The organism is Nocardia sp. NPDC059177 (genome assembly GCF_042755165.1).
Classification (GTDB): Bacteria; Actinomycetota; Actinomycetes; order Mycobacteriales; family Mycobacteriaceae; genus Nocardia.
Window position 1 is genome coordinate 122,626 of sequence record NZ_JBHZBX010000018.1, and the last position, 24,901, is coordinate 147,526.

26 protein-coding genes and 1 pseudogene are annotated in these 24,901 nt (G+C 67.5%); 14 read left to right on the forward strand and 13 right to left on the reverse strand.

The features are described from left to right. Positions 1–2: 2 nt before the first annotated feature. Both ACFXK0_RS21990 and pknB read right to left on the reverse strand, forming a co-directional pair. Positions 3–344 (reverse strand): ArsR/SmtB family transcription factor, encoded by a 342-nt coding sequence (locus tag ACFXK0_RS21990; RefSeq protein ID WP_379412479.1) that lies wholly within the window; start codon positions 342–344, stop codon positions 3–5. A 109-nt stretch (positions 345–453) separates the two neighbouring features. Beyond that, the gene (gene pknB / locus ACFXK0_RS21995; protein WP_379412519.1) at positions 454–2,379 is read right to left on the reverse strand and encodes a Stk1 family PASTA domain-containing Ser/Thr kinase; all 1,926 of its coding nucleotides are present in this window, start codon (positions 2,377–2,379) and stop codon (positions 454–456) included. A 130-nt stretch (positions 2,380–2,509) separates the two neighbouring features. Between pknB and ACFXK0_RS22000 the strand changes: the two genes are divergently transcribed. Further along, the gene (locus tag ACFXK0_RS22000; protein WP_379412480.1) at positions 2,510–2,878 is read left to right on the forward strand and encodes an Rv2175c family DNA-binding protein; all 369 of its coding nucleotides are present in this window, start codon (positions 2,510–2,512) and stop codon (positions 2,876–2,878) included. Between the two features lie 17 nt (positions 2,879–2,895). On the opposite strand, the gene ACFXK0_RS22005 is transcribed toward ACFXK0_RS22000, so the two are convergent. From ACFXK0_RS22005 to ACFXK0_RS22020, 4 genes are all read right to left on the reverse strand, one after another. Continuing rightward, positions 2,896–3,855: a phytoene/squalene synthase family protein gene (locus tag ACFXK0_RS22005; protein WP_379412482.1), complete on the reverse strand. Its 960-nt coding sequence runs from the start codon at positions 3,853–3,855 to the stop codon at positions 2,896–2,898. Between the two features lie 7 nt (positions 3,856–3,862). Beyond that, positions 3,863–5,518 carry an alpha-(1->6)-mannopyranosyltransferase A gene (locus ACFXK0_RS22010; protein ID WP_379412521.1) on the reverse strand — a complete coding sequence of 552 codons (1,656 nt, stop codon included), beginning with the start codon at positions 5,516–5,518 and terminating at the stop codon, positions 3,863–3,865. A 110-nt stretch (positions 5,519–5,628) separates the two neighbouring features. After that, positions 5,629–7,245, reverse strand: a complete 1,617-nt coding sequence (gene crtI, locus ACFXK0_RS22015) for a phytoene desaturase family protein (RefSeq protein ID WP_379412484.1) — start codon at positions 7,243–7,245, stop codon at positions 5,629–5,631. A gap of 7 nt (positions 7,246–7,252) precedes the next feature. Beyond that, the gene (locus ACFXK0_RS22020; RefSeq protein WP_379412485.1) at positions 7,253–8,407 is read right to left on the reverse strand and encodes a polyprenyl synthetase family protein; all 1,155 of its coding nucleotides are present in this window, start codon (positions 8,405–8,407) and stop codon (positions 7,253–7,255) included. Positions 8,408–8,636: 229 nt separating this feature from the next. Between ACFXK0_RS22020 and ACFXK0_RS22025 the strand changes: the two genes are divergently transcribed. From ACFXK0_RS22025 to ACFXK0_RS22075, 11 genes are all read left to right on the forward strand, one after another. Beyond that, complete coding sequence (locus ACFXK0_RS22025; RefSeq protein WP_379412522.1) at positions 8,637–9,557, forward strand: methylenetetrahydrofolate reductase; 921 nt, start codon at positions 8,637–8,639, stop codon at positions 9,555–9,557. A gap of 392 nt (positions 9,558–9,949) precedes the next feature. Beyond that, a complete protein-coding gene (locus ACFXK0_RS22030) occupies positions 9,950–10,786 on the forward strand; it encodes a hypothetical protein (protein WP_379412486.1) in 837 nt (278 codons plus the stop codon). Positions 10,787–10,794: 8 nt separating this feature from the next. Continuing rightward, complete coding sequence (locus ACFXK0_RS22035; RefSeq protein WP_379412488.1) at positions 10,795–11,109, forward strand: hypothetical protein; 315 nt, start codon at positions 10,795–10,797, stop codon at positions 11,107–11,109. A 36-nt stretch (positions 11,110–11,145) separates the two neighbouring features. After that, complete coding sequence (locus ACFXK0_RS22040) at positions 11,146–11,916, forward strand: hypothetical protein (RefSeq protein ID WP_379412489.1); 771 nt, start codon at positions 11,146–11,148, stop codon at positions 11,914–11,916. An 89-nt stretch (positions 11,917–12,005) separates the two neighbouring features. Beyond that, on the forward strand, positions 12,006–12,362 hold the full coding sequence (locus tag ACFXK0_RS22045; RefSeq protein WP_379412491.1) for a hypothetical protein: 357 nt from the start codon (positions 12,006–12,008) through the stop codon (positions 12,360–12,362). A gap of 237 nt (positions 12,363–12,599) precedes the next feature. Then, complete coding sequence (locus tag ACFXK0_RS22050; protein ID WP_379412492.1) at positions 12,600–13,139, forward strand: hypothetical protein; 540 nt, start codon at positions 12,600–12,602, stop codon at positions 13,137–13,139. A gap of 55 nt (positions 13,140–13,194) precedes the next feature. After that, positions 13,195–13,776 carry a DUF3558 domain-containing protein gene (locus ACFXK0_RS22055; protein WP_379412494.1) on the forward strand — a complete coding sequence of 194 codons (582 nt, stop codon included), beginning with the start codon at positions 13,195–13,197 and terminating at the stop codon, positions 13,774–13,776. Between the two features lie 45 nt (positions 13,777–13,821). Then, positions 13,822–14,331, forward strand: coding sequence for a hypothetical protein (locus tag ACFXK0_RS22060; RefSeq protein ID WP_379412495.1), 510 nt, complete (start codon positions 13,822–13,824; stop codon positions 14,329–14,331). Next, positions 14,328–15,515 carry a WXG100 family type VII secretion target gene (locus tag ACFXK0_RS22065; RefSeq protein WP_379412497.1) on the forward strand — a complete coding sequence of 396 codons (1,188 nt, stop codon included), beginning with the start codon at positions 14,328–14,330 and terminating at the stop codon, positions 15,513–15,515. Before ACFXK0_RS22060 ends, ACFXK0_RS22065 begins: the two co-directional genes overlap by 4 nt. Beyond that, entirely contained in the window at positions 15,515–16,288 is a 774-nt protein-coding gene (locus ACFXK0_RS22070) for an ESX secretion-associated protein EspG (RefSeq protein ID WP_379412498.1), read from the forward strand. Before ACFXK0_RS22065 ends, ACFXK0_RS22070 begins: the two co-directional genes overlap by 1 nt. A 239-nt stretch (positions 16,289–16,527) precedes the next feature. After that, positions 16,528–16,971, forward strand: a complete 444-nt coding sequence (locus ACFXK0_RS22075) for a helix-turn-helix domain-containing protein (protein ID WP_379412500.1) — start codon at positions 16,528–16,530, stop codon at positions 16,969–16,971. A 189-nt stretch (positions 16,972–17,160) separates the two neighbouring features. On the opposite strand, the pseudogene ACFXK0_RS22080 reads toward ACFXK0_RS22075, so the two are convergent. The 7 genes and pseudogenes from ACFXK0_RS22080 to ACFXK0_RS22110 all read right to left on the reverse strand — a co-directional run. Then, positions 17,161–17,292, reverse strand: a pseudogene (locus ACFXK0_RS22080) (LLM class flavin-dependent oxidoreductase); the annotation flags it as partial. After that, positions 17,289–18,095, reverse strand: a complete 807-nt coding sequence (locus ACFXK0_RS22085; RefSeq protein ID WP_379412501.1) for a DUF1684 domain-containing protein — start codon at positions 18,093–18,095, stop codon at positions 17,289–17,291. The pseudogene ACFXK0_RS22080 and the gene ACFXK0_RS22085, both read right to left, overlap by 4 nt. 346 nt (positions 18,096–18,441) lie before the next feature. Beyond that, positions 18,442–19,614: a glycosyltransferase gene (locus ACFXK0_RS22090; protein ID WP_379412502.1), complete on the reverse strand. Its 1,173-nt coding sequence runs from the start codon at positions 19,612–19,614 to the stop codon at positions 18,442–18,444. Between the two features lies 1 nt (position 19,615). Then, complete coding sequence (locus ACFXK0_RS22095; protein WP_379412504.1) at positions 19,616–20,392, reverse strand: LppM family (lipo)protein; 777 nt, start codon at positions 20,390–20,392, stop codon at positions 19,616–19,618. 80 nt (positions 20,393–20,472) lie between these two features. Beyond that, complete coding sequence (locus tag ACFXK0_RS22100; RefSeq protein WP_379412524.1) at positions 20,473–21,267, reverse strand: carotenoid biosynthesis protein; 795 nt, start codon at positions 21,265–21,267, stop codon at positions 20,473–20,475. Positions 21,268–21,466: 199 nt separating this feature from the next. After that, positions 21,467–23,035: a phytoene desaturase family protein gene (locus ACFXK0_RS22105; protein ID WP_379412505.1), complete on the reverse strand. Its 1,569-nt coding sequence runs from the start codon at positions 23,033–23,035 to the stop codon at positions 21,467–21,469. Continuing rightward, complete coding sequence (locus ACFXK0_RS22110; RefSeq protein ID WP_379412506.1) at positions 23,032–23,664, reverse strand: GNAT family N-acetyltransferase; 633 nt, start codon at positions 23,662–23,664, stop codon at positions 23,032–23,034. The genes ACFXK0_RS22105 and ACFXK0_RS22110 overlap by 4 nt, the downstream gene beginning before the upstream one ends. A 117-nt stretch (positions 23,665–23,781) precedes the next feature. On the opposite strand from ACFXK0_RS22110, the gene ACFXK0_RS22115 reads away from it, so the two are divergent. Both ACFXK0_RS22115 and ACFXK0_RS22120 read left to right on the forward strand, forming a co-directional pair. Further along, positions 23,782–24,231, forward strand: a complete 450-nt coding sequence (locus ACFXK0_RS22115) for an SAV_6107 family HEPN domain-containing protein (RefSeq protein WP_379412508.1) — start codon at positions 23,782–23,784, stop codon at positions 24,229–24,231. 125 nt (positions 24,232–24,356) lie between these two features. Beyond that, on the forward strand, positions 24,357–24,785 hold the full coding sequence (locus tag ACFXK0_RS22120; protein ID WP_379412510.1) for a DUF3040 domain-containing protein: 429 nt from the start codon (positions 24,357–24,359) through the stop codon (positions 24,783–24,785). Positions 24,786–24,901 lie beyond the last annotated feature (116 nt).

Genomic DNA, 24,901 nt, shown 5'->3' on the forward strand with positions numbered 1-24,901 from the left:
GTTCATTCCTCCTGTTGAGGATCGAGGGCGATGAGGTCGTCGATCCGGCCGATACGGCCGCGCCAGATCTGTTCCAGTTCGGCGAGCATGCCGGATACCGCGCGGACCGCGGCGACGTCACCGCTGGCCAGTTGTTCCCGGCCCTGACGTCGTTTGGTCAGCAGTCCGGCACGTTCCAGCACGGCCACGTGCTTCTGGACGGCGGCGAAACTCATGTCGTAGTTCTCCGCCAGTGCCGACACCGAATGCTCGCCCGCCAGGACCCGGCGCACGATATCGCGCCGGGTGCGGTCGGCGAGCGCGTGGAACATGGCGTCTGCCGCGTCCTCGTCGGTGTCGTTCACACCTCAAATGTACAACCAAATGGTTGTATGTCAACCTCCGGGCCCGGTGCGGTCAGCGGTGACCGTGGCCGGGCTTCTGCTTGCGGTCCTTGTCCGGGGCCTGTGCTCTTCAAGGCAAGGCGGTGAGCGTCACGACGCTGCCCGCCTCCACATTCGAATTGAAGCCCGGCACCTGGCCGATCACCAGGGAACTGTCGGAATCGGTGAGCGACTTGACCTCCACCCGCAGGCCCAGCTGCTGCAGTTCCGAGCGGGCACTGCCGACGGACTGCCCCATCACATTGGGCACCTTCACCGCGCTGGAGACGATCAGCGTCACGCTGTCGCCGGACTGCAGGGTGGTGCCGACGGCGGGATCGGTGCCGATCGCCTTGTCGCCCTCGACGTTCTTGTCGTACTGCACCCGGGTCTCGCGCACGGTCAGGCCGGCGGCGGTCAGCGCCCGCGCGGCCTCCTCCGCGGACTTGCCCTTCACGTCCGGCACATTGACCGGCTGAGATCCCTTGCTGCGGTACACCTTCACCTGCGCGCCCATCGGCAGAACAGTGCCGGGCGCCGGTTCGACCTTGGCCAGCGAGCCCTTCGGCGCCGTGCTGGCGGCCTCACCGGCATCGATCGGCTGCAGGCCCGCGTCACGGATCGCCTGATTGGTGGCGCTGATCTGGTCACCCGGGTTGATGTCGGGCACGCGCGGCTTGCCGTTGGAGATCAGCACCGCGATGGTGGAGCTCTTGGTGACCCGTGAGCCCGCCGACGGATCGGTGCCGACCACGCCGCCCACGGGAATGGTGTCGGAGGACTTCTCCCGCAGCACCGTCTCGAACCCGGCCTCCCGCAGCACCGCGACGGCCCGCTCGGAATCCATGCCCGCGATCGGCGGCACGGCGGTGTAGCGGCCGACGCCGAGCCACCAGCCGCCGATACCGACCAGCAGCGTCAGCGCGGTGACGATGCCGACCCACATCAGGCCGGTGCGGCGCGAGTGGTCGTCGGCGGGGACGAACGGATTGTGCTGCGCCGGCTGGGCGTATTCCTCTTGGCGCGGGCGCTGCGCGGTCACCACCTTGGTGTGCTGGGGCTGCCGGTCCGGCGCGGGCATCGGGTGCGCGGCCACCGGATTCGGGGTGGCGGGCCGCTCGCCGGGATGGTGCGCCGCGCCGGTCTGATAGCTCTCGGAGAGGTGTTCGGCCGAATCCCGTGGCGCCGGCACCCGATACGGCGGCAGGTTCAGCAGCATGGCGATCGACTGCAGCTGCGCGGCCATCTCGTGGGCGTCGGCGAAACGCTGCGCGGGATCACGGGAGGTGGCCTTGGCGACCAGGGCGTCGAACTCGGGCGGCACGCCGCCGATGAACTGACTCGGCGGCGGCACGTCGTTCTCGACGCGCTGATAGGCCACCGACAGCGAATTGTCGCCGGTGAACGGCACCCGGCCGGTCAGCAGCTCGAAGATCAGCACGCCGAAGGAGTAGACATCGCTGCGCGCGTCGGCGGTGCCGGTGGTGACCTGCTCGGGGGACAGGTAGGCGGCGGTGCCCAGGATGACGCTGGCGGAGGTGGTGTTGGCCGCGGCGACCGCGCGGACCAGCCCGAAATCGGCGATCTTCACCTCGCCCGCGTCCGAGATCAGCACGTTCTCCGGTTTGATGTCGCGATGCACCAGCCCGGCGTCGTGGGCGGTGCCGATCGCGCGCAGCACCGGCTCGGCGACCGCGCGCACCGCGTGCGGGGGCATCGGGCCGCGTTCGCGCAGCAGTTCGCGCAGGGTGCCGCCCTCGACCAATTCCATGATCAGGAACGGGAATTCGCCGTCGACACCCTGGTCGTAGACGGCCACCAGCGAGGCGTGCTTGAGCTTGGCGACCGCGCGGGCCTCGAATTCGAAGCGGGTCAGGAACTGGGGGTCGCCGGCGAACTTGGGGTCCATCACCTTGATGGCCACCGGGCGGTCGAGCCGGGTGTCGGTTCCCCGGAACACCATCGACATTCCGCCGCGCGCGATCGGCGCATCGATGCGATAGCGCCCTTCCAGCATCTGGCCGATCAAGTGATGTCCTCCGGCTTTCACGAACTGCGGCCGCGGGGTGCGGCCACCACGATCGTAACCGGGGGATGCGGGCATGCCAGCGGATGCACGCCAGCCCGTATCCACTACCGTTGTGCGGGTGAGTGCCTTCCCCTGCAGCGACGACGTGCTGCCCGACACCGAAACCCTCGTCTCGCTCCCCGAGGCCGCCGAGATACTCGGTGTTCCGGTCACCGCGGTGCACCAGTTGCTGCGCGACCACCAGCTCCTCGCGATCCGCCGCAACGGTGTCGCCGGCATTCCCTCCCGCTTCTTCGACGACAACGACGAGATCGTCCGCATGCTCCCGGGCCTGATCACCGTCATGCGCGACGGCAAGTACTCCGACGAGGACATCCTGCGCTGGATCTACACCGAGGACGACTCCCTGCCCGGCCGCCCCGTCGACGCGCTGCACGGCCCGCTCGCCCGCGAGGTCGTCCGCCGCGCCGCCGCCGAACCCTTCTGATGAGCCTCTAGCGGTGCTCAGCGCCGCCGGACCGCGGTGGTGAAACCCGTGGTGGCGACCAGGATCCGGCGGTGCCGGGGGACCGTGGCGCGGGTGGTGAAGACCTGGTATCCGGCGTCCTCGATGCGGTCGAGGATCTCGGCGTAGAGGATCGTGGCGGTGCCGATGGCCGGGCGGACGCGGGGGTCGAGCAGGGCGATGCCCGGGGTGGCGCGGCGGTAGAGGTCGCGGTTGACGGCGATCAGGTGGGCCAGGGCGCGGCGCAGGGGTGCGTCGGTGTGGCCACCGGCCCGGCAGGCGCGCAGGTGGGGTTCGTCGACGCCGAAGGCGGCCAGTTCGTCGGCGGGCAGGTAGACGCGGTCGCGGTCGAGGTCTTCGGCCAGGTCGCGCAGGAAATTCGTGAGCTGGAACGCTTCACCCAGGGTCGCGGCGGCGGGTTCGGCCTCGGTCACGGGAACCACCGTGCCCAGTACCGGCAGCAGTTGCAGGCCGATGGCGGCGGCGGAACCGCGCATGTATTCGCGCAGCTCGCTCATGGTGGCGTAGCGGGTGCGATGGGTGGGCGTGCCGGGGATGTCCATGCGCATGGCGTCGAGGAACGTCCAGAGGTGGGCGTGGTCGATGTCGTAGCGGCGGATCGTGTCGGCGGTCGCGGTCAGGATCTGCTGCTGGAGCGGGTCGGTGATCTCGATGTCGCCGCCTTCGATGGCCAGGCGCAGGCTCTTCTCGACGAGGTCGAGCTGCTGGGCCGGTGCCTGCGTCGAGTGCGGGCGCGCGGGGTCGTGTGGATCGAGGACGTGACCGAGGTCGCCGGCGTGGTCGACGATGTCGTCCACCATCCGCGCGAAGGCGTACAGCGCGTGGATCGCCCGGCGCCGCGGCGCGGACAGCAGGGTGGTCGCCAGGTAGTACGTGCGGCCGTGCTCGGCGGCGATACGGCGGCAGCTCGCGTAGGCGGCGTCGAGTGGTCCGGTCACCGAACGCTCATGCGGTGATGCGCGGCGCCGGCTCCCTGGCGGCGGCGCGTGAACTGGCCGACCGCAGATGCAGCGGATCGACGGTGCGCAGGGCCACCGCGGCCACGACGGCGGCGACGGTGGCCAGGGCCACGTGCCAGAAGTTGTAGAGCCCGTTCGCGCCGTCCGGCTGGAACACCAGCATCAACCACGTGCAGATGCCCACCAGCCACTGCAATGTCGTCATCGACAGGGCGAACCCGGCAGCCAGGGCCAGCGGCCACGAGTAGTACCAGGGCAGGGCAGCGGGGGAGAGCAGCACGATGGCGACGAACGCGATGGTGATGCCCATGACGGCTTCTCGTTCACTGTGCCGGAAGCGCCACCAGGTGGCGACGAGCAGCACGACCATGGCCAGCTGGCCGAGCTTGCGGGCCGCCCACAGCACCCAGTCGAAATCCAGCGGGGTGATCCAGGCCACCAGTTCGGCCAGCAGGGTCGGCAGCGACAGCCACTGGATGATCTTGTTCGAGCCCTGCAGTGCGGTGACCCAGCCGAACCCGACTCCCGCGATCACCGACGCGGCGCCGAACACCAGCACGAACACTGCGACGCCGATACCGGCGATCTTGGCGAACACCAGCAGGGGATGCGGCATGTCGGCCGACGGCCGGGCCGCGTCCGGGTGCTTGTGATCCTCGGATTGGCCGGTGCCCGCGTCCACGGCGGCTCGCCGCTCGGACGCTCGCCGCTCCTTTTCGTGCAGGATCCAGATCCACACCAGGAACGGCAGCGCGACGCCCGCGGTGGCCTTGATCGCGACGCCGATGGCGACGACAACGATGCCCGCCACATGATGACGCTCCAGCACCAGCGCGATACCCGCGCACATGAGCCCGACCATCAGCATCTCGTTGTGGACGCCGCCGATCAGATGGATCAGCACCAGCGGGTTGAGCACCGCCAGCCAGAGCGCGACCGTCGGCTTACCGCCGAGATGCTTGGTCAGATAGGGCACCGCCCACATCATCAGCGCCAGTCCGGGCAGCATGACCAGCCGCATCACGATGGTCCCGGCGACCACGCTGTCACCGGTGATCGAGGTGATCCCGTGGCCGATCAGCAGGAACATCGGCCCGTACGGCGCGGTCGTGGTGGTCCAGACCGTGCTCACGTTGTCCAGCAGCACGCCGGGATTGGCGACCGGACCCACTTGATAGGGGTCGAAACCATCGCGCAGCAGTGCGCCCTGGGCCAGATACGAGTAGACATCGCGGCTGAACATCGGCGCCGCGACCAGCAGCGGGGCGATCCAGATTCCGACGATGACGCGCAGTTCGTTGAGCGTGACCGAGGTCGAGCCATTGCCGATCGCGGCCCGGCCCAGCCGCACCCAGGCGGTGATCATCAGCAGCACGCCGGCCCAGACCAGGATCGTCGAGAGCGCGTAACCGTGCCCGAACCGCAGCCAGGACAGGTGCAGTGCCTCGAGCAGCGGGTCGCGCTTGCGGACCGCGCCCGCGCCGAAACCGCCGAAGGTGATCATCACCGCGCCGAACAAGCCCATCAGGGCCGCGTGGCCCTCGGGGCTGCGAGCGAAGTCGCCTGCGGTGCGCAGCCACGTCCGGACGCCGGGGTCGGTCCCGGTAGGCAGGTGGCGCTGCTGCGGCTCGAGGGTGCGCATGGTGTCCATGGGGCCTACGGTCGTCTCGGAGGGCGGCATATTCGGTCGGTCCCCCCGGATGGTCGGCGGTCGCAACCGCGAGCTGATTATTCGGCCGTCAGTTTACGGCTTCAACTTGGAACACTAACCCGGTGGTCGGTACCGGTGCGCGCCCGGCTACCGGTGATTCGCGCGGCCGCCAGCTTGCCCGACAGCAGCGTCGTCGGCACGCCGACCCCCGGAGTGGTGCCGCAACCTGCGAGAACAACGTTGTCCACACCCCTTGGCAGATTGCGTGGCCGGAACGGTCCGGTCTGCCGGAACAGGTGCGCGACCGAGAACGGCGTGCCGGCGATCATTCCCGAGGCGGCCCACGTCGCCGGTGTGTCGAGCTGATCGACGGTGAAGTATTCGCTGATTCCGGTGTATCCGCGCTGTTCCAGGGTGTCGAGCAGCTCGGCCAGATAGGCGGGGCCGATACGGTCCCAGTCCAGTGGCGCGGCGTGCAGATTGGGGCACGGTCCGAGCACCGAGAGTGGTTCGTGCCTGCCGTCGGCGCGCTCGACGAACTGGGTCGCGTCGGTCAGCGCGGGACGGGTGAGCAGCAGCGACGGGTCGCTCATCAGTTGCCCACGGCCGTCGCGGGCGGCGATCTCGGCGAACGTCTCGGCCCAGGCGGCACCGAAGTCGATGGTGTGGTGGGCCTGCACCGGCCATCGGGCGGCGACGTCGGCGGGCACGGTGCCGTGCGCGACCACGGCCGACGGCGAGGCGCGCAGCCCGCGCCGGTGCCGCAGGCCGAAGCGGCGCAGTGAGCCGAGATCGGCGGTGACCACCACGGCGTCGCAGGCGAAGCGGCGCCCGTCGACAGTGCGGACGGCTTCGGCACGGCGGTGTCCGGGCGTGGTGCCGCGCGGGGCACCACCCGCCGGGCCGCCGCGCCGGGCGCCGGTCGCGTAGTCGATCCCGGCCACCTCGGCGTCGAGTACGAGGTGCCCGCCCGCTGCGGTGAACGCCTCGGCGAGCGCGGCGGTGATCGCCCGCATCCCGCCCTCGGGGAAGTACACGCCCAGGCAGGTGTCCATGTTCGGGATCGCGCCGTAGAGCGCCAGCGCCTTGTCCGGCACGGTCCCCGCGTACAGCGCCTGGAAGGTGAACAGCCTGGTCAGCCGCTCATCACGCAGGTAGGACCGGACTCGCGGCCCGAGTTTGCCGAACCCGCCGAGCCGGACCAGGGTGACCAGCGAGGCCCTGGCCCGGCGGCCGCGCACCAGATCCAGCGGCGAATCGAAGTTCGCGTCCATGAAGTCGGCGAACTCGGCGTCGTAGATCTTGCCGAGCCAGGCGCGCAGGCGCCGGTAGTTGCGGGCCTCGGCCGGTCCGCAGGTGCGGGCGACCTCGGCGGCCATCGACTCGGCGTCGTCGAAGACGCGGATGTCGGAGCCATCGGCGAACCGCGCGTGATAGGCGGGAGCGAGGCGGTGGATGCGCAGCCCGACGCTGTCGCGGGTGTGCCCGACCGCGGCGAGGGCCTCGTCGATCAGTGCGGGCACGGTGAGCACGGTGGCGCCGGAATCGATCTCGTAGTCGGCGAACCGGTAGCGGCCCACCCGTCCGCCGGGATGATCGGCGCGTTCCAGCACGGTCACCTCGTGACCGGCGCCGCGCAGGTGCAGCGCGGCGGCCAGCCCGGCCAGCCCGGCGCCCACGACGACAACATGATTCTCTTGTCCCACAACACTGTTCATTTCGGTCTCAGGCGGCGCGACGGGTGGCGGCCAGCGCCATGGCGTGCAGCAGTTGCTTGGCCTGCCCGGTGGCGGTGCTGGTGGCCACGGCGGCCAGGCCGGCGTCGGTGAGCTCGGTGATCCGGCGTTCCACGTCGTCGACGGCGCCGAGCTCGGTGAGCAGGGCGCGCAGCCGGTCGACATCGGCGTCGGTGAGTTCGGCGCCGAGGCCGTCGCGGATCCGCGCGGCGGCGGGCGCGTCGGCCCGGCGCAACGCCTCGGCGACGAGCACGGTTCGCTTGCCTTCGCGCAGGTCGTCGCCGGAGGGCTTACCGGTCACGGCGGGATCGCCGAAGACGCCGAGCAGATCGTCGCGCAGCTGGAAGGCGATGCCCACATCGGTGCCGTAGGTGCGCAGGGCCGCGATCAGGGTGTCGTCGGCGCCGGCCAGGGCCGCGCCCAGGTGCAGCGGGCGTTCGATGGTGTAGGCGGCGGTCTTGTAGCGGTTGATCCGCAGCGCGGCGTCCACCGATTCGTCGCCGCCCGCCTCGCCGTTGATGTCGAGCAGTTGCCCGCCGAGCACCTCGGTGCGCATGCGCGCCCACACCGGTGCGAACCTGGCCAGCGCGGCGGGGGCGAGGCCGGCCTCGTGGACCAGGTCGTCGGCCCAGGCCAGGGCCAGATCGCCGATCAGGATGGCGACCGCGCGACCGTACTCCGCGCCGTCACCGGGCCAGCCGGCGTCGTGGTGGCGGTCGGCGAAGTCGACGTGCACGGTCGGGAAGCCGCGCCGGGTGCGCGAGGCGTCGATGATGTCGTCGTGCACCAGCGCGCAGGCCTGCACCAGTTCCAGCGCCGAGCAGGCGGTGAGCACCGCGGCCGCGTCCGGTCCGGCCGGATCGCCGCCCGCGCCCAGCCAGCCGGTCCACGCGAACCCGGGCCTGGTCCGCTTGCCACCCCGGATGACGAACTGCGCGAGCGCCTCGGCGGCATCGACGAACACCGGCCCCAGCGGGGCGACGATCGCGGCGCGGGTGGCGAAGAACCCGGTCAGCACCTGTTCGACCGCGGCGACGAAGGCGGGCGTACCCGGCGTCAGCGTCACCAGGTCGACCTGGGACAGCGCGTCGGCGACGGGCCGGGAGAGCGGGGTACCGATTCCGGCGGACAGGATGGCCTCCAAAGGGCGAGCGGATGGACCGGCGATCGCACGCGGCGGTGCGCGTCACCGTCGTTCCGTCGCAGGATACGCGGGCCACACGGGCGCCCCGACGGCGCACGGGGCGGGGTGCGACCGGTTCCACACCAGACCCCGCCACTACACTGAACCGGTGAGTTTCGACAATGGACGGGGACGTTCGACCCCAGATCGACCCGCCCAGCAGCCGTCGATCGTCTCGAACACACCCTCGGTGGCGCAGAGCCTGCGCACGCACGCGGGCAGCGGCGTGCCGTTCTCCGTCGAATTCAACCCGCCGCGCGACGAGGCGGGCGAGGCCCGGCTGTGGCGGGCGGTGCGCGAGTTCGAACGCATGCACCCCGCCTTCGTCTCGATGACCTACGGCGCCGGCGGCTCCACTCGCGACCGCACCGTGCGCATCACCGGCGCGCTGGCCCAGGAGACCACCCTGCTGCCCGTCGCGCACCTGACCGCCGTCGGCCACAGCATCGCCGAACTGCGCTCGCTGATCGGCTCCTACGCCGACTCCGGCATCTGCAATGTGCTGGTGCTGCGCGGTGACCCGCCCGGCGATCCGCTGGGCGAGTGGCGCAAGCATCCCGAGGGCGTGGAGTACGCCGAGGAACTGGTGCGCATCGTCCGCGATCTCGGTGACTTCCACGTCGGCGTCGCCTCGTTCCCGCAGGGCCACCACCGTTCCCCCGATCTCGACCACGACACCCGCCAGCTGGCCGCGAAACTGCGTGCGGGCGCGGAGTATTCGATCACCCAGATGTTCTTCGACGTCGAGCACTACCTGCGGCTGCGCGACCGGGTGGTCGCCATGGATCCGGTCGAGGGTGCCAAGCCGATCATTCCGGAGCTGATGCCGATCACCTCGCTGCGCACGGTGCAGCGCGCCGAGGAGCTCAGCGGCCGCCCCGTCCCCGCCGACATCGTCGCCCGCCTGACCCGCGCCGCAGGCACCGGCCCGGAGGAGGACCGCGCCGCCGTCCGCGCCGAAGGCATCCAGATCGCCACCGAAATGGCCCAGCGCCTCACCGACGAAGGCGCCCCCTGCCTGCACTTCATCACCCTCAACTTCGCCAAGGCGACGAGCGAGGTGCTCACCAACCTCGGTTACGGCGTCACCGCGGCCCCGCTGGGGGTCTGACCGCTCAGTTCGGGTCCGCGTACAGCTCGTCGATGCCGATCAGCGCGTCCCCGAACTCTCGGCGCGCGCTGGCGCACAATCGCTTCCGCGAAGCGGCGCCCAATGTCGAGGAGTTGACAGCCTGCCTAGCCATCCGGGAGGGTGAGAGCGCGCCATGACGGCGGCAGGTCTGGACAAACGGGGGATTGATGGCGATTCGATTTGCAATACCGGCGTCTTGCGAAACCGTTGAGGCGTGGTGATGGCAACTGGCGGTTGGTTCAACCACTATGACGATCCCGACGAGTTCTGGGATGACGAGCCACTGACAAGGCCTCAGCCCACCCGAAACACACACACACACACCGGATCGGCCATCTGACTTCCGAGGTGAACAGACTCATCGATCGGACGTGTCTGCGTTCGACTCTGTTGATGAGCGCCGGGAACCGCGTATAGACCCGCCGGAATCGAGAACTGTAGCTGCAGATTCAAATAGCTACACGCACGTATCCTCTGCTGGTCACCACAGGTACGGCGAAAGTTCCGATTCACATGTTATTCCGATAGTTGGTGACCTTCACAATATAGTTGCCGAGCTGAATCAGCTGCAGAGTGACTTGGAATCCGATGCAGCTATCTATATGTGGATCGACGAGGTGAGCCGAACCCTAGATCGGTCAGGTAGCGATCCGAGTGGGTCGGTGCACGTTACCCTTGATTCGCAAAACCTTCCGTTCCGGATATCGATTTCGCAGGGCTGGCAGGCCCGCCTACCCAGTAGCCGCCTAGACGCGGCCGTCATGGAAGCGGCCGGTGTTGCCTATGTCGACGGATGGCGACGGGCAACAGAGGAAGTAGGATGGGCGAGACAGCGCGGTGAAGTCCCGCCAGATTTTTCCGCCGGTGTCGGTTTGGGACACCTTGATAATCGACCGCTGGACGATTTGGTCGAGGAAGTTCTTGCCGCAACGAAAACGCCGATCACTGTTGATTCCTCGGAGGAGTCGACGCCGGATCGAGGCTCGCGAATCCGGTTCAAATTCTCGGACTACGGCCTTTCTGCATGCCAAATCGACGAAGATTGGGCTCGGAAATCCGCTGGTAGTCGTGTCGTAACCGATATCAATAGCCAACTTGCTGCGCAGCGTGAGCAGTACGCAGTCGAGAAGAATTCATTTGCCTCAGGCGGATCTCTTATGTCAGCCGTTGAACAGCTGGTTGGTCGCTTGCAGCTCGGAAAGTTCTAGGAGGGGTAGTGGCGCCGACAGCAGCGCAGATATCCGTTGCGCTCAACGCGCTGCGGACGCAAGCCACTGGCTGGGCTGAACGTTCGACAGACATGAATGGACTTTCCGTCCGCGTGACGGAATATTCATACAATGATGACGAAGCTGGATTCATATTCTCTGGGTTCATTGATGAATACAATGAGATCATTGATAAGCTCGAAACCCGACTCAAGGAAGGCGAGTTGGCGATGAAGGAAATCGCCAGAACCTTGAACACGGTCGCCGGTGTTTATGAGCAGGAAGATCTTGCTCGCGAACATGAACTGCGCAACTTGTACTGACGTGGAGGGGACAAAATGGCACCGTCGACTGCCCAGATGGAACAGGTAGCTCAGGACCTTATAGATAAGGTTGAGGAACTGGCAAAAATTCCTGCGAACATACGGGATTCTTTCAATGATGCTGCCGAGACGGCGATTGTGCGATACGTTCTTCGTAACGGCGATGAAATTATTGAACTAGGAAACAAATTTGCGGATGCGATCAGTGAATTGTGGCAGAAATTTGTCGATTGCTTAAAGGGGATTGCGGCACCAGGATTCTTTATTGCGACCTCGTATGATTGGACCGATTTCGCCAAGGAAGCAAATACATTGGCATCGGACCTGGAGGTGACGTCCGTTAACGTCGACGGCTATTGGCAGGGATCGGCAGCCACGGCTTATGGCGCCGCGATTACGCCCCAGCGACTGGCTCTGGCGAGGGTCGGGAGTATTGCCACTGCCGCGCGGTCTGCGATGATTACAGTCGGCGTTGCCGGTGTCACATTCTACACTTCTCTATTGGCGGTCGCGATCGGTGTGATCATCGAGGCGCTACTGGAGGTCGGGGCGGCGGGCACGGGTATCGGAGCAGTGCCGGCTGCTGTCGCAGGCCTCGTTACGGCCGCGAAGACGGCGGCACTTTTGACTGCCGCGATTTCCGGAATTGTTGCGATCGTCTCCTCTGCGCTTACGCAGGCCCAAGCTTTGCAAGTGGAGCTGGACAACCCTCAAGGTTTCCCTGGCGGCCACTGGCCGACCGCTGGCTCGTCCAATTACAGTGATGCGACTGTAAAAGATGGAGATGCGGACTGGTCGGTGAAATGATGTCAGCCCCTGGTGGAAATTATGACCTGCCGATGATTCGACGAATTTCCAGAATTAGGATCGTATCCGCCGTCATTATTTCGCTCATAATGTTCAGCGTTGCGTCCGCGATTTCTCTCCTGCTCCACTTCTCTGATCCCTATGCGCGACGGCTTTCTGATGCAGATTTGATTGTGCTGTCAATCTCGGGCGCCTCTGCAATTGTCTTCATTGTGGTCGGCCTATTGTTGTATCGAGGCCGTGTCGGAGTCGGAACGATTCGAATAATTGAGCCGTTCCTGTGGGCCGATCTTGTTATTCTCGCTATTTCTGCTGTTGGACTACTGGCTGTTGGCTCGATATCGGTTTCCGTTTGGCTGGGCGGTTGGCACTGGAATGGAACTGGTCAAGGAGGCGCGAACGTATTGGCCACTTCGAGTGAATCAACAGGAGAAATTGTAGAATAATGCGAGCCGCAAGCGTGATATCCATCGCTGTCATCGGGTGCTGCCTGGACGGCGCGGATGCGCTCAAAGATGAGGGAGAGTTGGGCCCAAGAGGTTCGGCTGCAGTGACCCCAGATGGGTTATTGCTTGTGGCCGTCTATGGTTGTCGCCGGCACTGGGAAGTGTGATGACGTGACGGTTACTGACGGTACGAACAAGTGGTTGGTAAATTCTGACAGGCGCACAGTGAGTATAATTATGGGGCGCATTGGTACTGCGGCGGCTCTGGTTGCAATTTTTCTCTTGTCATCGTGTGGGCTCAATTCTGAGAAAAGGGCCGTGATGGCAGAGTCGAGTCATACTCGTGGCGAGCAATGCGATCGAGCGATGGGCTTCTTCTCGAAAGAGCTTGGAATATCCCCTGTGGATATTGAATACGGATCCGGGGCGCCCAATGAGAAAATTGGACTAGGGGCTCACTGCACCGTTACGCAGAATTATCTTTCAATCGGGCAAACGCGCCTACGGGCGATGTTGCCGAACGAGTCGGAGCCAGCCTTACTCAAAGGCGACTTGAGTTACATTTCTCAGTCTGGGTACGACGAGAAGGTGTGGATACAGACGACAAGTAGCGCGGTGCGCATTGCCACCATGGTTGATGGCTGGCAGGGCACTCTCGACATACAGACGGCTCAGATCAAGATCGGTGAATCGAAGTTCAAGGTATCCGACCAGCAGGTCCGAACCGCATCTCAGTTCCTGATCACTTTGACCAAAGAGCTCGGGGCGCAGAGCTGAGCTGAAACAGAAACGCTAACGGTAAATCTCGGGTGATCCAGCGAGGAGGAGGAATATGCGCCTACAGCGGCATGTGTGTACATTGACGGCAGCTGCCGTTCTTGGATCTCTGGCGATTGTCGGCTGCACCGGTGATACCGGTGAGTCGAGTGGTCCACCGGCCACAATGCTCACTCCAGACGGACTGGAACTCGATGCACCGTCAAGCTATGACCCGTGTGTTGGGGTGACACAGGAGATCCTTGACCAGTTACGGCTTGTCAAGGCCAAAAATCCAAATACCGCCGACTTCGATGGTCCGAAGGGGCGCAAATGGCGAGGCTGTAGTTGGGTCCGGCCGTATGGTTACGGGATTAGTATCAGGACGACGAATCTCACGCTGGATGGTGCGCAGAAGATCTGGAACAAGGATGTAGTCGAGTTCACTATCGGGGATCGCCGTGCAATAGGTATGCATCGAAGTGACACTGATCCGGAAGAAAGCTGTGCCATCAACGTGGAGATCCAGGGCGGCAGCCTGGAAATCTATATAGATAACCCGCCTGCTGTGAGTCGTGATACCGGACACATGGATTCATGCGAACTCGGCCGAGGTGCCGCTGAGCTCGTCGTCGGAACCCTACCTTCCGGAGCTTAGTCATCGGCTCGAGTATGGAATACTGGTCGCAGGGGAGGTAAGGACGTGGCTGACGGCGACGGAGACAAGAGGCCGTTCGAAAATCTTATCGACGAGGCGCGTGGGGGTCGAATGTCGGTACGGATGGAACCTGAAGAATTTGTCAACATTGATCGAGTCTGTGAACAATTCAAGACCCTGATCAGGGATATGCGGACGCGCGCCAAGGATATTTCTGATACGCCGCCAAAGGACTGGGGCCTTGGTGCGGATAATCCATTGTTGACGTCCGCTGCAACGATGGTTTCTTGGTTTCGGGGCAAGGCGAAGGGGTCCGTCGCCGGTAACGACGTCTATTCCATTTTGGACGAGCACTACAAGATCATCGAAGACATCCAGGCGGTGCATAAACTGATCATGGACCGCTACATTGAGTCCGATGCCGAATTCGCGTCGAAAGTGCGTAGTTTGCAGGAGAGCTTGGGCCCCATCGCGCCGATCGAGGTGCCGAAGGCCGGGGTGATCCCGGTGAACAACCCGGATTCTCGCCATGTCAGTCGAGGGGGAACATTTTGACCGGGAATGAGGACCCGCGGATCACCGGTGGTGGGGAGCGGCCGAAGAGCATGGTCCATGCTGATATCTACGCGGCCTTTCAAGCGACTCGGACTGCGGATACGCATGGCTTGGCGGCCGGGTATCGGCAGTTGGGCAACGATTGGGCTACTGGGTTGCACGTGTTTTCGACGAGTATCCAGCGGTCGGTTGCCTCGTCTTGGGAGGGGCAGGCTGCGGACGCGTTCGTTTCGGCGATCAATCGGTACACCACCGAGGCGGTCGAGTTCGAGGCCCAGTTGCGTGCGTTGACCGCCCGCATCGATGAGTCGGCCGCATCGGTCGAGACCACGAAATACGAACTGCCGGAACCGGTAGAGGAGAAGCATCCGCTGCATCCCGATTCCTGGCCTGTCGTCGGGTCCAATCGTGATCCGGTGATCGAGCGGGAGCAGGAAGAAGCGCAGACGATCATGGCGAACAAGTATGTGACTCCGTTCGTCAATGACTACGACACGCAGATTCCGGTGTTGAGTTCTCCGATCAATCCGGTCCAGCCGTTCGATATCGATGAGCCGACTACCGGGGGCCAGGTAGGTCCCGGGAGTACGAGTCCTGGGGATGACTCTTCCTCGCAGCAACCCGGTGGCGACCCCTCGGGTGATGACGACCAGACGGATGAGGACGAAAACCCCGACACCACAGAACCTTCGGACGACGACGCCGAGTCCGATCCGGATACGTCGACCGATGACGACGAGACCACGCCGAGCAGCACCGACCCAGACGACACCGAGGACACCGACAACACCCCGGACTCGCCGACTACGCCGGCCGGCACCACGCCCGCAGGTACTGCTGGTGGGCCAGGCGGTGGTGGTACTCCAGGTTCTGGGCTGCCGGGCGGGGGAACGCCGGGCAATAGCCCTGAAGCGGCAAGGGTGGTGCCGGGTTCACCCGGTGCGGTGAGTTCGGTGGCGGGCGCGACGGCTGGTTCCTCGGCATCGGGTGCTGGTCGCGGGATGTCGATGGGCGGAATGCCGATGGGTGGTGCCCGGGGTGGACAGCGGGAAGAAGATGACTCGCACACCACTCCGGATTATTTGGTCAATCAGACCAATACAGATGAGCTCATCGGGGAGGAACCCCCGACTGTCGCCGGGGGAGTGATCGGTGCTCACCTGGTGCCGAGGAATCGCAGCTGATGACACCATGGACCTTCGACCCGGAAACCTTCGCCGCGCACTGGTACAGCGATGCCAACGATCGTTTCCCGAGTCCCTTGAAGTACCTCAGCCGCTATCGAACCGAGGATGAGTTCGCCCAGTTCCGGAGCCGGATTCGCGCCGATCTACACCGCAGCGAGCGGGAAGAGATCGATCTTGCCCTGCACACTTTGACGACGTCTCAGACCCGTATCGAAATCGTCGGCTGCACAGTGAAGCACCACTCCAGTACCGGAGCCGATGACAGCAAGGAGTACCGGATCGTCGGTGCCCGCGACCATCATCGTGCGGTGCTGGCATTTCAGGGTGGTCGGTCGGCTGAGTACGGCGACATCAGACTACGGCTGTTCGGGCCGGACAGGCTTGGCGACCAACTCACCGGTGCGGTTCCCGCGTGTGTGCCGGGGCGTCAGCCGCCGGCCACGTTCCATCCCCAAGATCTCGAACCCGACGCCGGCGGCTACTTCGATGATGTGCGCCGAGACTCCGCTCGTGGGAAGTATCAGCGCCTGCTCGGTACTCGTGGTGATGGTTACGGAATCGCGCGGCTGTACATCGGTACGGCGCGCTCTGCGGCGGATCACTCCGGGGTCGTGCGTTGGTTCGATGTCACCGGCGACGGTCGCTATGTGGAGACGCGTGGTCAGCATGTCACTGTGCGGCCGGGTAGTCGCGAGGAGCTCACTGCTCGATTCGTCAACTGGGTGGACCGGGCGGGTAGGCAGCTGGATCGACAGGACAGTGACTGGTAGTTGCGGCGACCAACCGGCGGCAGTTCTGGCGGATATCGACGAGTACGCTGCTGATCAGCGCCATGCGGGGCCGGTCGCCACACAGGTCGCGCGCCAGCTCGCTGACCGGGCCCCTGTCGACACACCGGTCACTCAGCAGTTGTCGACCTATCGCAATCTCGATCGCAAATGGCACGATTGGAATCGGGTCAGGGATCGCTGCCGGGATATCGCGTTGGCACTGGCGGGAGGCGAGGACGATGCTCCAGTTCCGTAACCTGAACATCTCTCCGGATGCGCCGGTCGCGCAGTGGCCGACCGAGGCAGTGCAGACCGCTCTCGAGCGCGGTGATCTCGATGATTGGCGGCGGATCGGCGCGGAATTGCGGCGTGACCCCTGGGGCCCGATCGCCCGCCGTCTGGAAGAGGTGCTGTCGCACAGTCGCCCCTATGGGGTCGCCGAGATCATGGAAGGTCTGCTCGAGCGCGCCAGGGCGGGCGCCGAAGCGGCTGAGCGCAGGCACGTGGCCGCTGAGATCCGCCGGGCGGTGTCCGAATCCGGTTTGACCAGTACCGAGTTCGCGTCCAGCATCGGTACTTCCGCCTCACGCCTGTCCACGTACCTGAACGGCAAGGTCGTCCCGTCCGCGACGTTGATGCTGCGGATACGACAGGTAGCCGAACGCTCTCGTGCTGTCGCCTGATCTGAGCCCGGCAACAAAGCTCGAGCAGTTAGGAGTGTAGTTCTAAGAAGTGTCCTCCTAACTATCCAGGACCTGGTGCGTCGGGCGGCCTCGGCGGTGGTTCGGGCCCAGGCTTCGGCGAGTAGGCGGTGGGTGTGATCGCGGACCCCAGGTCCGTAGGTGCTCGAGACCTCCGGGTGGTCGCGCAGCGTGGTGCCGGAACAGGCGGTAGCCCCACTGCTCGGCGTGCCGAGCCAGATCGATCGAATTGCGCACGGCCTGCGCCGCATCGGAGTCCGCGCTGATCGGCGACAGGTCGAGAATCGAGAGCGGAACGCTCACTGCTTCGGATCCTTCTCGCCCGCTACGACGGCCACCCGCAACCGGTTCTGCGCCGGGGCGACGGGGCAGGTCGCGAAATCGGTGAAGGCGCAGGGCAGATTCACCGCCCGGTTGAAGTCGAGGGTGACGGTGCCGTCGGCCTCGACCGCCCCCACGGCCAGCGAGCGCGCGGCCGGGTAGGTGGTGATGCCGCTGGTGGCGTCGGTGAACAGCACCCGCAGCCCGGCGGGTGAACCGAAGGCGACGAGTGTCTCGGTGGTCGCGCCGATCCGGAACTCGATGACGCCCGCGGCGGTGTGGTGATGCTCGAGCCCGTCGAGCACGGCGCGGGTGGTGACGGTGCGCGCGGCGTCGAAGGCGGTGAAACGGCCGGTGATCACCCAGCGCGGGTCGGCCGGATAGGCGGGCACTCCGGCGAACGCGGTCAGCGTCGGCGCGGCCGGGTCGAGCACGCGCACCGCGTACTGCCCGGAACGGCGGATCACTTCGTAGACCTTCTTCTCGTTGCGCACCCGGACCCCAGGCGCGCCCTCCGCCGGCCGCACGATCCGCACACCGGCGATCCGCGCATCGTCGACATCGAGCCGATCGGCCGGTTGGGCGGTGATGAACACTTTCTCGTCGGTCACCCACCAGGTGCCGGGCAGGCCGTCGAGGCGTTCGGGACGGTCGGTGAGCCAGTGCAGCGCGGTGAACGCGAGCGGGCCGGACGGATCGCGCAGGGCGTCCTCGCGGGCGTCGTGCCAGCGGTGCCAGTCGTCGGCGAAGGTGGTGGTTGCGGTGTGGTCGACGGTGATGGTCATGACGCGCGTGCTCTTTCGGTGGGGATACCGCGGACCCGGGTGGTCACGCAACGTGGTGCCGGAACAGGCGGTGGGCTGGTTGCTGCGACGTCATCGAGCCAGGTCTCGGTCGCTCTGGATGGTCGCGCCCCGGCTGCTCGGAGCTGAATCAGCATGTGGCACCGGCCGGATACTGCACAACGGTAGAAATCAGCGTGAGCGCAGTGGTTGGGCGCGCGCCGTGACGGGCGCATACTTCGCGGCGGGCTGGGGCCGGCGGTGCGTCGGCTGGGGCGCGGGACGGGCCGGGCGTGCGCGGAAGATCGGCGGATCCGGCGTGATCAGCCGATGCCGCAGGCCCGCAAGGCTAGGCGCGCAGGGAGGTCGCCGCGTCCGGGGTGACCAGGGGGCGCTGCTTCCAGTGCAGGTCGCCGCTGCGGTGGCGCAGGTGCGAACGGACCCACAGCGTCAGGTAGTGGCCGACGCCGATCGGATGCGCGGCGGCGGTGACGAGTTCCGAACGGGTGGGGCGGCGACGGGTCTCCGTGGTGCGGGCGACGATCCGGCCCGCGACGGCCGCGAGGTAGCCGAGCAGCCCGGCCCGGCGGGCACGACCGCGACCCAGCAGCGCGGCCAGCGGCGGCAGCCAGTACGCCAGGGTCAGCAGCAACCCGATCACGGCACCGGCGTCGAGCCGTCCGCCGTAGGCCGACCACAACCAGCGGGTGTAGCCGTCGGTGAGATCCTCGGTGCCGGTGTACATCCGGGTCTTCGCGGCATGGCTCGCGGTGACCAGCGCGGTCCGGTGCCCGGCCCGGCGCAGCGCCCTGGCCAGGTCGAGATCCTCGGTGGCGCTGGCGGCGACCGCGGCGTGCCCACCGCCGGCGCGGTAGGCCTCGGCGTCGACGGCCAGGAACTGCCCGCAGGCCACCGCCGTGGACGGGCGCAGACTGTGATTGGCCGGGCCGACCGGCAAGGTCGACGCCCACGACCACGCCAGCAGCGGCTGGACCAGGTGCTCGGTGCCCGACCCGGATTCCTGCACCGGCCACGCCGACACCAGACCGGCGCCACGTCTGCGCAATTCGGTGACCGCGGCGGCGATCGCCTGCGGTGTCAGCCGGACATCGGCGTCGACGAAGACCAGCGCGGCCGCGTCGGTACGCGCCGCCAGCCGGGCGCACGCGGCGGCCTTGCCGGTCCAGCCGGGCGCGGGATGGGCGGCCGAGCGGAGCACGGTGAACCGGTCGTCGCCGCCGATCGCGGCCAGCGCGGCATCGTAGGTGCCGTCGGTGGAGGCGTCGTCGAGGATCAGCACTCGCAGGCGCGGCACACCGGTCTGCGCGCGCAGATCGGCGATCAGCTCGGGCAGGCGCTCGGCCTCGTCGCGCGCAGGCACGCACACGGTGACCGGTTCGATCACGCCGGCCACACGGCGCGGCAGGGTCCGCAGGGTGACCAGGTTGTAGACGGCGGTGCTCGCGCCCAGCGCGGCCAGGCCGGTGCCCGCCCAGGTCAGGTAGCGGCCCGCCGCGCCCATGTCAGCGGCCCAGCCTGCGGGCGGCGATATCGCGCCACATCTCCGACGGGGAGAAGCCGCGAGGCGCGTTGGGCGGGCCGGAATTACGGTCCCGGAAGGCCAGTCCGGCGACGAGCGCGGCGACCGCGAGGGTGATACCGCCGACGATGCCCGCCCAGCCCGCGAACGAGCGGGTGTTCGGGTCGGCGTACTTCACCTCGGCGCGCAGGGTCGACACCTCACCGGCGGGCAGCTTCCAGGACACGGTGTTGTCGCCCTCGCGGGTGCCGTTGGTCTTGGCGACACGCGACGGGAACGCGATGGAGAACTGCACATCCGAGCCGTGCGGCGGCACCGACTCCAGGTCGACGCGCCCATTGAGGCTCACCAGATCGCCGCTGCGCTTGAACTCCAGGGTGAACATGCCCTGGGTCTGATCCGAGAGCCCGCCGAGCAAGCCGACCTCACCGAAGGTCAGATCGTCGAAGAACACCTGGGTGCCGACGTAGCCGTCCTGGTTGTAGGCCTCCACCCGCACCTTCGCCGCGACCTGGTCCGGCGCCTTCAGCTGCGGACCCTTGTCGTCGGGCCCGGTGGGCACCACCGCGGCCACGATCCGCCCGGACACCCGGTCGTTGGAGGACACGCCCATCGACACCTGCACCCGCAGGCATCCGGCCAGTGCGGGCACCAGCAGGGCCAGCAGCACGGCGACGGCGGCGACGCGCCGTGCGGGCACGCGGCGACGCGGCGGAGAGGTGGGCATGTCGGCGACGAGACTCGGCTGCACGGTTGACATCGTGCCAGGCCCCGGCCCGAGAACCCACACGACGGGCCCGGTGCGTTCCACCAACCCGTGCCGACCAGCGTTTTCGTCCCCTACTCGGTGTCGGGCTTCCCGGCCGGGGTCGCTGTTCGCCGCCCGCGCGCACGCAGCAGTAGCGGGATCCCGAGCGGCGCGAGCCCCAGCAATCCCCAGACCGCGGAGGCGGGCAGGCCGAGGAACACCGCGTGCGCCAGCGCCGAGCCCAGCCATGTCCAGCAAAACACCGCCACCGGCACCGCGACCGAGGGATGGGCGGCGGGCCGCCGGTCCAGGACGGTCAGCAGCACTGCCATCAGCGCGGCGACCAGCGCCCACCCGAGATAGTTCGTGTACGGGATCTGCGGGAGGCCGGGCAGCCCCGCGCCGGTGACCTGCCAGCTCCACTGCCCGTCGGCGACCATCTGCGGATCGAGGAACAGATCCCAGCCCACCGCGCCCACCACGAACAGCGCCGCCCGCCGCAGCGCCGAGGTGGTGAGCAGGCCCGCGACGATCCAGATCGGGTACAGCCCACCGGTCCACGCCAGCGGCACCACCAGCGGCACCTGCGCGAGCGCGGGCCCGAGCCGGTCGACGGCATAGGAGTAGCCGCCGAACGGGAACCCGGTCGCGGTGCCGACGATCTCGGCGGTCAGCCCCAGACCCGAGACGATGACGAGGAACCCGACCGCCCAGCCGACGCCCCGGGTGGTCGCCGCGTGCAGCAGCGCCGTCCCCGCCGAGAGCAGGACCACCGCCACGGTGATCCGGTCGCGCGCCACGCCCGCGCTCAGCGGATAGGTGATCTGCACCAGCACCAGCAGGATCGCCGAGACGGCGGGGATCGCGCGTCGCGGATCGACCCGCACCCAGTCGCGTAGCGCGTCGACAGTGCTACCACCGGCGTCGGCGAGCCGGGCGATGCGCGTGCGGGCCACTACCGCCACCTCGGCAAGTCGGCGCGGATGGCCCGCGTGAGCGCCAGGTTGGCGGGCGGTGCCGGGTTGCCGTGCGACGCGGGACGGCTGTGCGGCACCGGGACGCGCGGACCGCTGGGCAGCCGGGTGTTCATCGCCTGCGCGGCATCGGGAATCGGCGCCGGTCGTTGAGGACCAGGTGGGCCGCGCTGCGTCCGCTCGCGCCCGAGACGCCGCCGCCGGGATGGGTGGAGGCGCCGGTGAGGTAGAGGCCGGGGGCGCCGGGTACGCGCTGGTTCGACAGCTCGGGCAGCGGCCGCCACAGCATCATCTGGTCCAGCGACATCTCGACGTGCATCACATTGCCGCCGATCAGGCCCATCTCCCGTTCCAGATCGACCGGTGTTTGCACGAACCGCTGCCGCACCGAGGAACTGAATCCCGGTGCGTACCGGTCGACCTCGGCGACGATGCGGTCCGCTTCACGGTCGGCGTGGCGCGTCCAGTTGCTGCCGTCGGCGAGCCGATAGGGATGCCACTGCGCCCACAGCGAGAGCTGATGCTGTCCCGGCGGCGCGATGCTCGGGTCCACCGCGCTGAAACTCATCGCGAGCACGACCGGCCGCGGCGGCAGCGCGCCACCGAGCGCGGCACCGTGTGCCCGGCGCAGCTGATTACGGTCCGCGACCAGGAACTGCAGGCCGCGCGCGGAGTCGGTGGGGAAGGCGCCCGGATAGTGGGGGAGCCGGTCGGTGGCCAGCCGCACCACCATGCCGATGCCGGGACCGACCCGGATGCGGCGCTGCCAGTCGTCGAGGGTGGGGGCGTCGAAACCGCCCGCGCGCAGCAACTCGATGGTCGACAGGATGTGCGACCCGGCGATCACCGTGTCGGCGGTCAGGGTGCGTCCGGCGGTACTCACCTGCCACCGGTCCCCGGCGCGGCGCAGCGCGGTGACGGCCTCGCCGGTGTGCAGTTCGCCGCCGTCGGCGCGCAATCGCGCGATCAGCGCGGCACTCAACGCCCCACTTCCCCCCACGGCCCGCCCGGGCGGCAGGGTGTGCATGAGCGCGGCGAAGCCGGCCATCGGCGCGGTCCCCGGTTCCGACATCGGCGGACCGGACTGCGCGCCGAACCAGGCCAGCGAGGCCTTGAGCCGTTCGTCGTCGAACCAGTAGTCCAGCAGCGCGTCCCCGGACTGCAGGAACTCGCGCGAGAGCGCGCTGCCGCCGTCGCGCGCGTCCAGCCCCCAGAACGAGCGCATCAGCCGCCCCGGCGTCGGCGGCGCGCCGAACGCGCGCATCACCCGGGCACTGCGCTCACCCCACACCTCGACGAAACGGCGGTAGGCCTCGGCATCGCGGGCGCCACACGCGGCCGCGATCGAGGCGCAGGTCTGCGCGAGATCGCGCTGGAAAACGATCGGCGGGCGCACACCGTCCGAGGGCGTGAAGCCCCATGGATCGCAGTCGAGATAGCGCAGCCCGAACCGGTCCAGCTCGAGTTCCTCGATGATCCCGGTGTGCCGGATCATGATGTGCGCCGAGGAACCGCGGTCCACCTGATGCCCGGGAAACCGCTCGACCGTCGAGACCGCGCCGCCGGGCACCTCGTCGCGTTCGAGTACCACCACCCGCTGCCCCGCCCGCGCCAGATAGCAGGCCGCGACCAGCGCGTTGTGCCCGGAACCGACGACGACGGTGGTGTCGGTGGCGTTCACCAGCGGTGACCGACGGTGGGCAGCGGCAGCCGCCTGCCCAGGATCGCGAAGGGCCGGGTGTCCCCGGCGAAGACGAAATTGCGGATCACGTCGGTGAATCCGGCCCGCCGGTACAGCCGCCAGGCCCGGTTGGCCTCCTCGGGCACCTCCGGCGTCGAGAGCAGCACCGCCGCCTCGGGGCGCTCGTCGAGCAGGCGCTCGAGCAGCGTCGACCCGATCCCGCGGCCCTGCGCGGCGGGATGCACGTGCAGTTCGGTGAGCTCGAAATAGTCGGCGAGCAGCTCGCGGGCGGCGGCCTCCGGCCAGCCGCAGCGGCGCATGCCGGTGTGGACCTGCTGGTGCCACCACTGCCGGGGCGCGCCGCTGTAGCCGTAGGCGATCGCGACGATCGGCGAGGTCCGCAGGTCGACCGAGCCCGCGTCGTCGGGCAGCAGCGCGGCCACGGCACGCCAACCGGCGCGGGTGGTGTGCTCGGTCCACATCGGCGCGCGGTGGTGCTCGGTGCCGCGCGGGTAGTCCATCGCGGCGACGTACACCGAGAGGGCGTCGTGCAGACGCGCGCGAAGCGCGTCGACGCTGAGGTCGACGACGACGGGTGCGGGGGTGTGATTGGGCTTGACGGCTGTCATGGCTCTCGTCGATGGTGCGCGGACGCGGAAGTTGTCGGTGGGTGTCCCTATATTCAATCTCAATTCAAACGTTCGAATGCTTGTTCGATCTGTGCGAGGGGTGAAAGGGGCAGTCCGATGACTGGTCGCAACGAGGGTCGGGAGCACGCTGCACACGACGGCCGCGCGGGTGGGCTGCTACGTCAGGCCGACGCCCTGCTCACCGATTCCGCCTGGGAACACGATCCGGGGGAGCGGCTGCGCACCGCCTACCTGGCCGCGCTGCGCGGGGCGGGCGCGATGATCGCACTCACCGGCGCCGACCGGGCGCCGCGGGCGCGTTCGCGCAGCGCCTGGGTATTACTGAGACGCGCCTCGCCGGAGTTCGCGATGTGGGCCGACTACTTCGAGGCGCATTCGCAATTGCGGGCCGCGCTGGAGGCCGGATTGGACCGCGCGATCACCGCGACCCAGGCCGACGAGTTCTGCTCACGGGTCGGCGCGTTCCTCTACGACGTCGACGATGCGCTGGTCGCCGCCGCCAAGACACGCCCGCAGCCGAGTCGCGACCGGGACATGACTGCTTAGTTATCACCGAGTAGGTGGTACGGCTTCGATCGAACTCGTATCATGGGGAGCAGATAGCCGCCAAGGTCGGCTACCCGTCGCCTACCCGGAGGCGACCAGCCACGCCTAGTGCCGGGGGAGGTACCGTGCCACTCTCCGAGCACGAGCAGCGCATGCTCGAACAGATCGAGAGCGCTCTCTATGCTGAGGATCCGAAGTTCGCCTCGTCCGTCCGCGGCGGACGACTTCGCTCCACGTCGAGCCGACGAAGGCTCCAGGCCGCGGCGTTGTTCGCCATCGGTCTGGTACTTCTCGTCGCCGGCCTCGCCCTGCCGTTCAAGCCGGGCGGTTTCCCGATCATCAGTCTCGTCGGATTCATCGCCATGTTCGGCGCCGGCGTGCTGCTGATGCTCGGCAACTCGCACCGGTCCGCAACTCCGGACAAGGCCGAGCCTTCCGCCACGGGCGCGAGCCCGGCCGGCGGCTCGTCCGGTCGCGGCAACCGCCAGCGCAAGTCCGGCGGTTTCTCCGAACGGATGGAGGACAGGTTCCGCCGAAGGTTCGAGCAGGAGTAGCTCGCCCCTCGCCGGAGCAACAACAGCATCGAAGGGGGGGGGCGCCGCCCCCCCGGGGGGGCGCGGGGCCTCGCCCGTTTGACACCCGCCCGCCCCGCGCCCCCCCCCCGCCGGCG

What these genes read in the sequence shown, in the direction of transcription:
- crtI (WP_379412484.1), bottom strand. Translation starts at nt 7,245, where the DNA reads ATGAACAGTGTTGTGGGACAAGAGAATCATGTTGTCGTCGTGGGCGCC.
- ACFXK0_RS22050 (WP_379412492.1), top strand. Translation starts at nt 12,600, where the DNA reads ATGGGGCGCATTGGTACTGCGGCGGCTCTGGTTGCAATTTTTCTCTTG.
- ACFXK0_RS22045 (WP_379412491.1), top strand. Translation starts at nt 12,006, where the DNA reads ATGTTCAGCGTTGCGTCCGCGATTTCTCTCCTGCTCCACTTCTCTGAT.
- ACFXK0_RS22070 (WP_379412498.1), top strand. Translation starts at nt 15,515, where the DNA reads ATGACACCATGGACCTTCGACCCGGAAACCTTCGCCGCGCACTGGTAC.
- ACFXK0_RS22040 (WP_379412489.1), top strand. Translation starts at nt 11,146, where the DNA reads ATGGAACAGGTAGCTCAGGACCTTATAGATAAGGTTGAGGAACTGGCA.
- ACFXK0_RS22010 (WP_379412521.1), bottom strand. Translation starts at nt 5,518, where the DNA reads ATGCGCACCCTCGAGCCGCAGCAGCGCCACCTGCCTACCGGGACCGAC.
- ACFXK0_RS22090 (WP_379412502.1), bottom strand. Translation starts at nt 19,614, where the DNA reads ATGGGCGCGGCGGGCCGCTACCTGACCTGGGCGGGCACCGGCCTGGCC.
- ACFXK0_RS22110 (WP_379412506.1), bottom strand. Translation starts at nt 23,664, where the DNA reads ATGACAGCCGTCAAGCCCAATCACACCCCCGCACCCGTCGTCGTCGAC.
- ACFXK0_RS22055 (WP_379412494.1), top strand. Translation starts at nt 13,195, where the DNA reads ATGCGCCTACAGCGGCATGTGTGTACATTGACGGCAGCTGCCGTTCTT.
- ACFXK0_RS22115 (WP_379412508.1), top strand. Translation starts at nt 23,782, where the DNA reads ATGACTGGTCGCAACGAGGGTCGGGAGCACGCTGCACACGACGGCCGC.
- ACFXK0_RS22085 (WP_379412501.1), bottom strand. Translation starts at nt 18,095, where the DNA reads ATGACCATCACCGTCGACCACACCGCAACCACCACCTTCGCCGACGAC.
- ACFXK0_RS22095 (WP_379412504.1), bottom strand. Translation starts at nt 20,392, where the DNA reads ATGTCAACCGTGCAGCCGAGTCTCGTCGCCGACATGCCCACCTCTCCG.
- ACFXK0_RS22075 (WP_379412500.1), top strand. Translation starts at nt 16,528, where the DNA reads ATGCTCCAGTTCCGTAACCTGAACATCTCTCCGGATGCGCCGGTCGCG.
- pknB (WP_379412519.1), bottom strand. Translation starts at nt 2,379, where the DNA reads ATGCTGGAAGGGCGCTATCGCATCGATGCGCCGATCGCGCGCGGCGGA.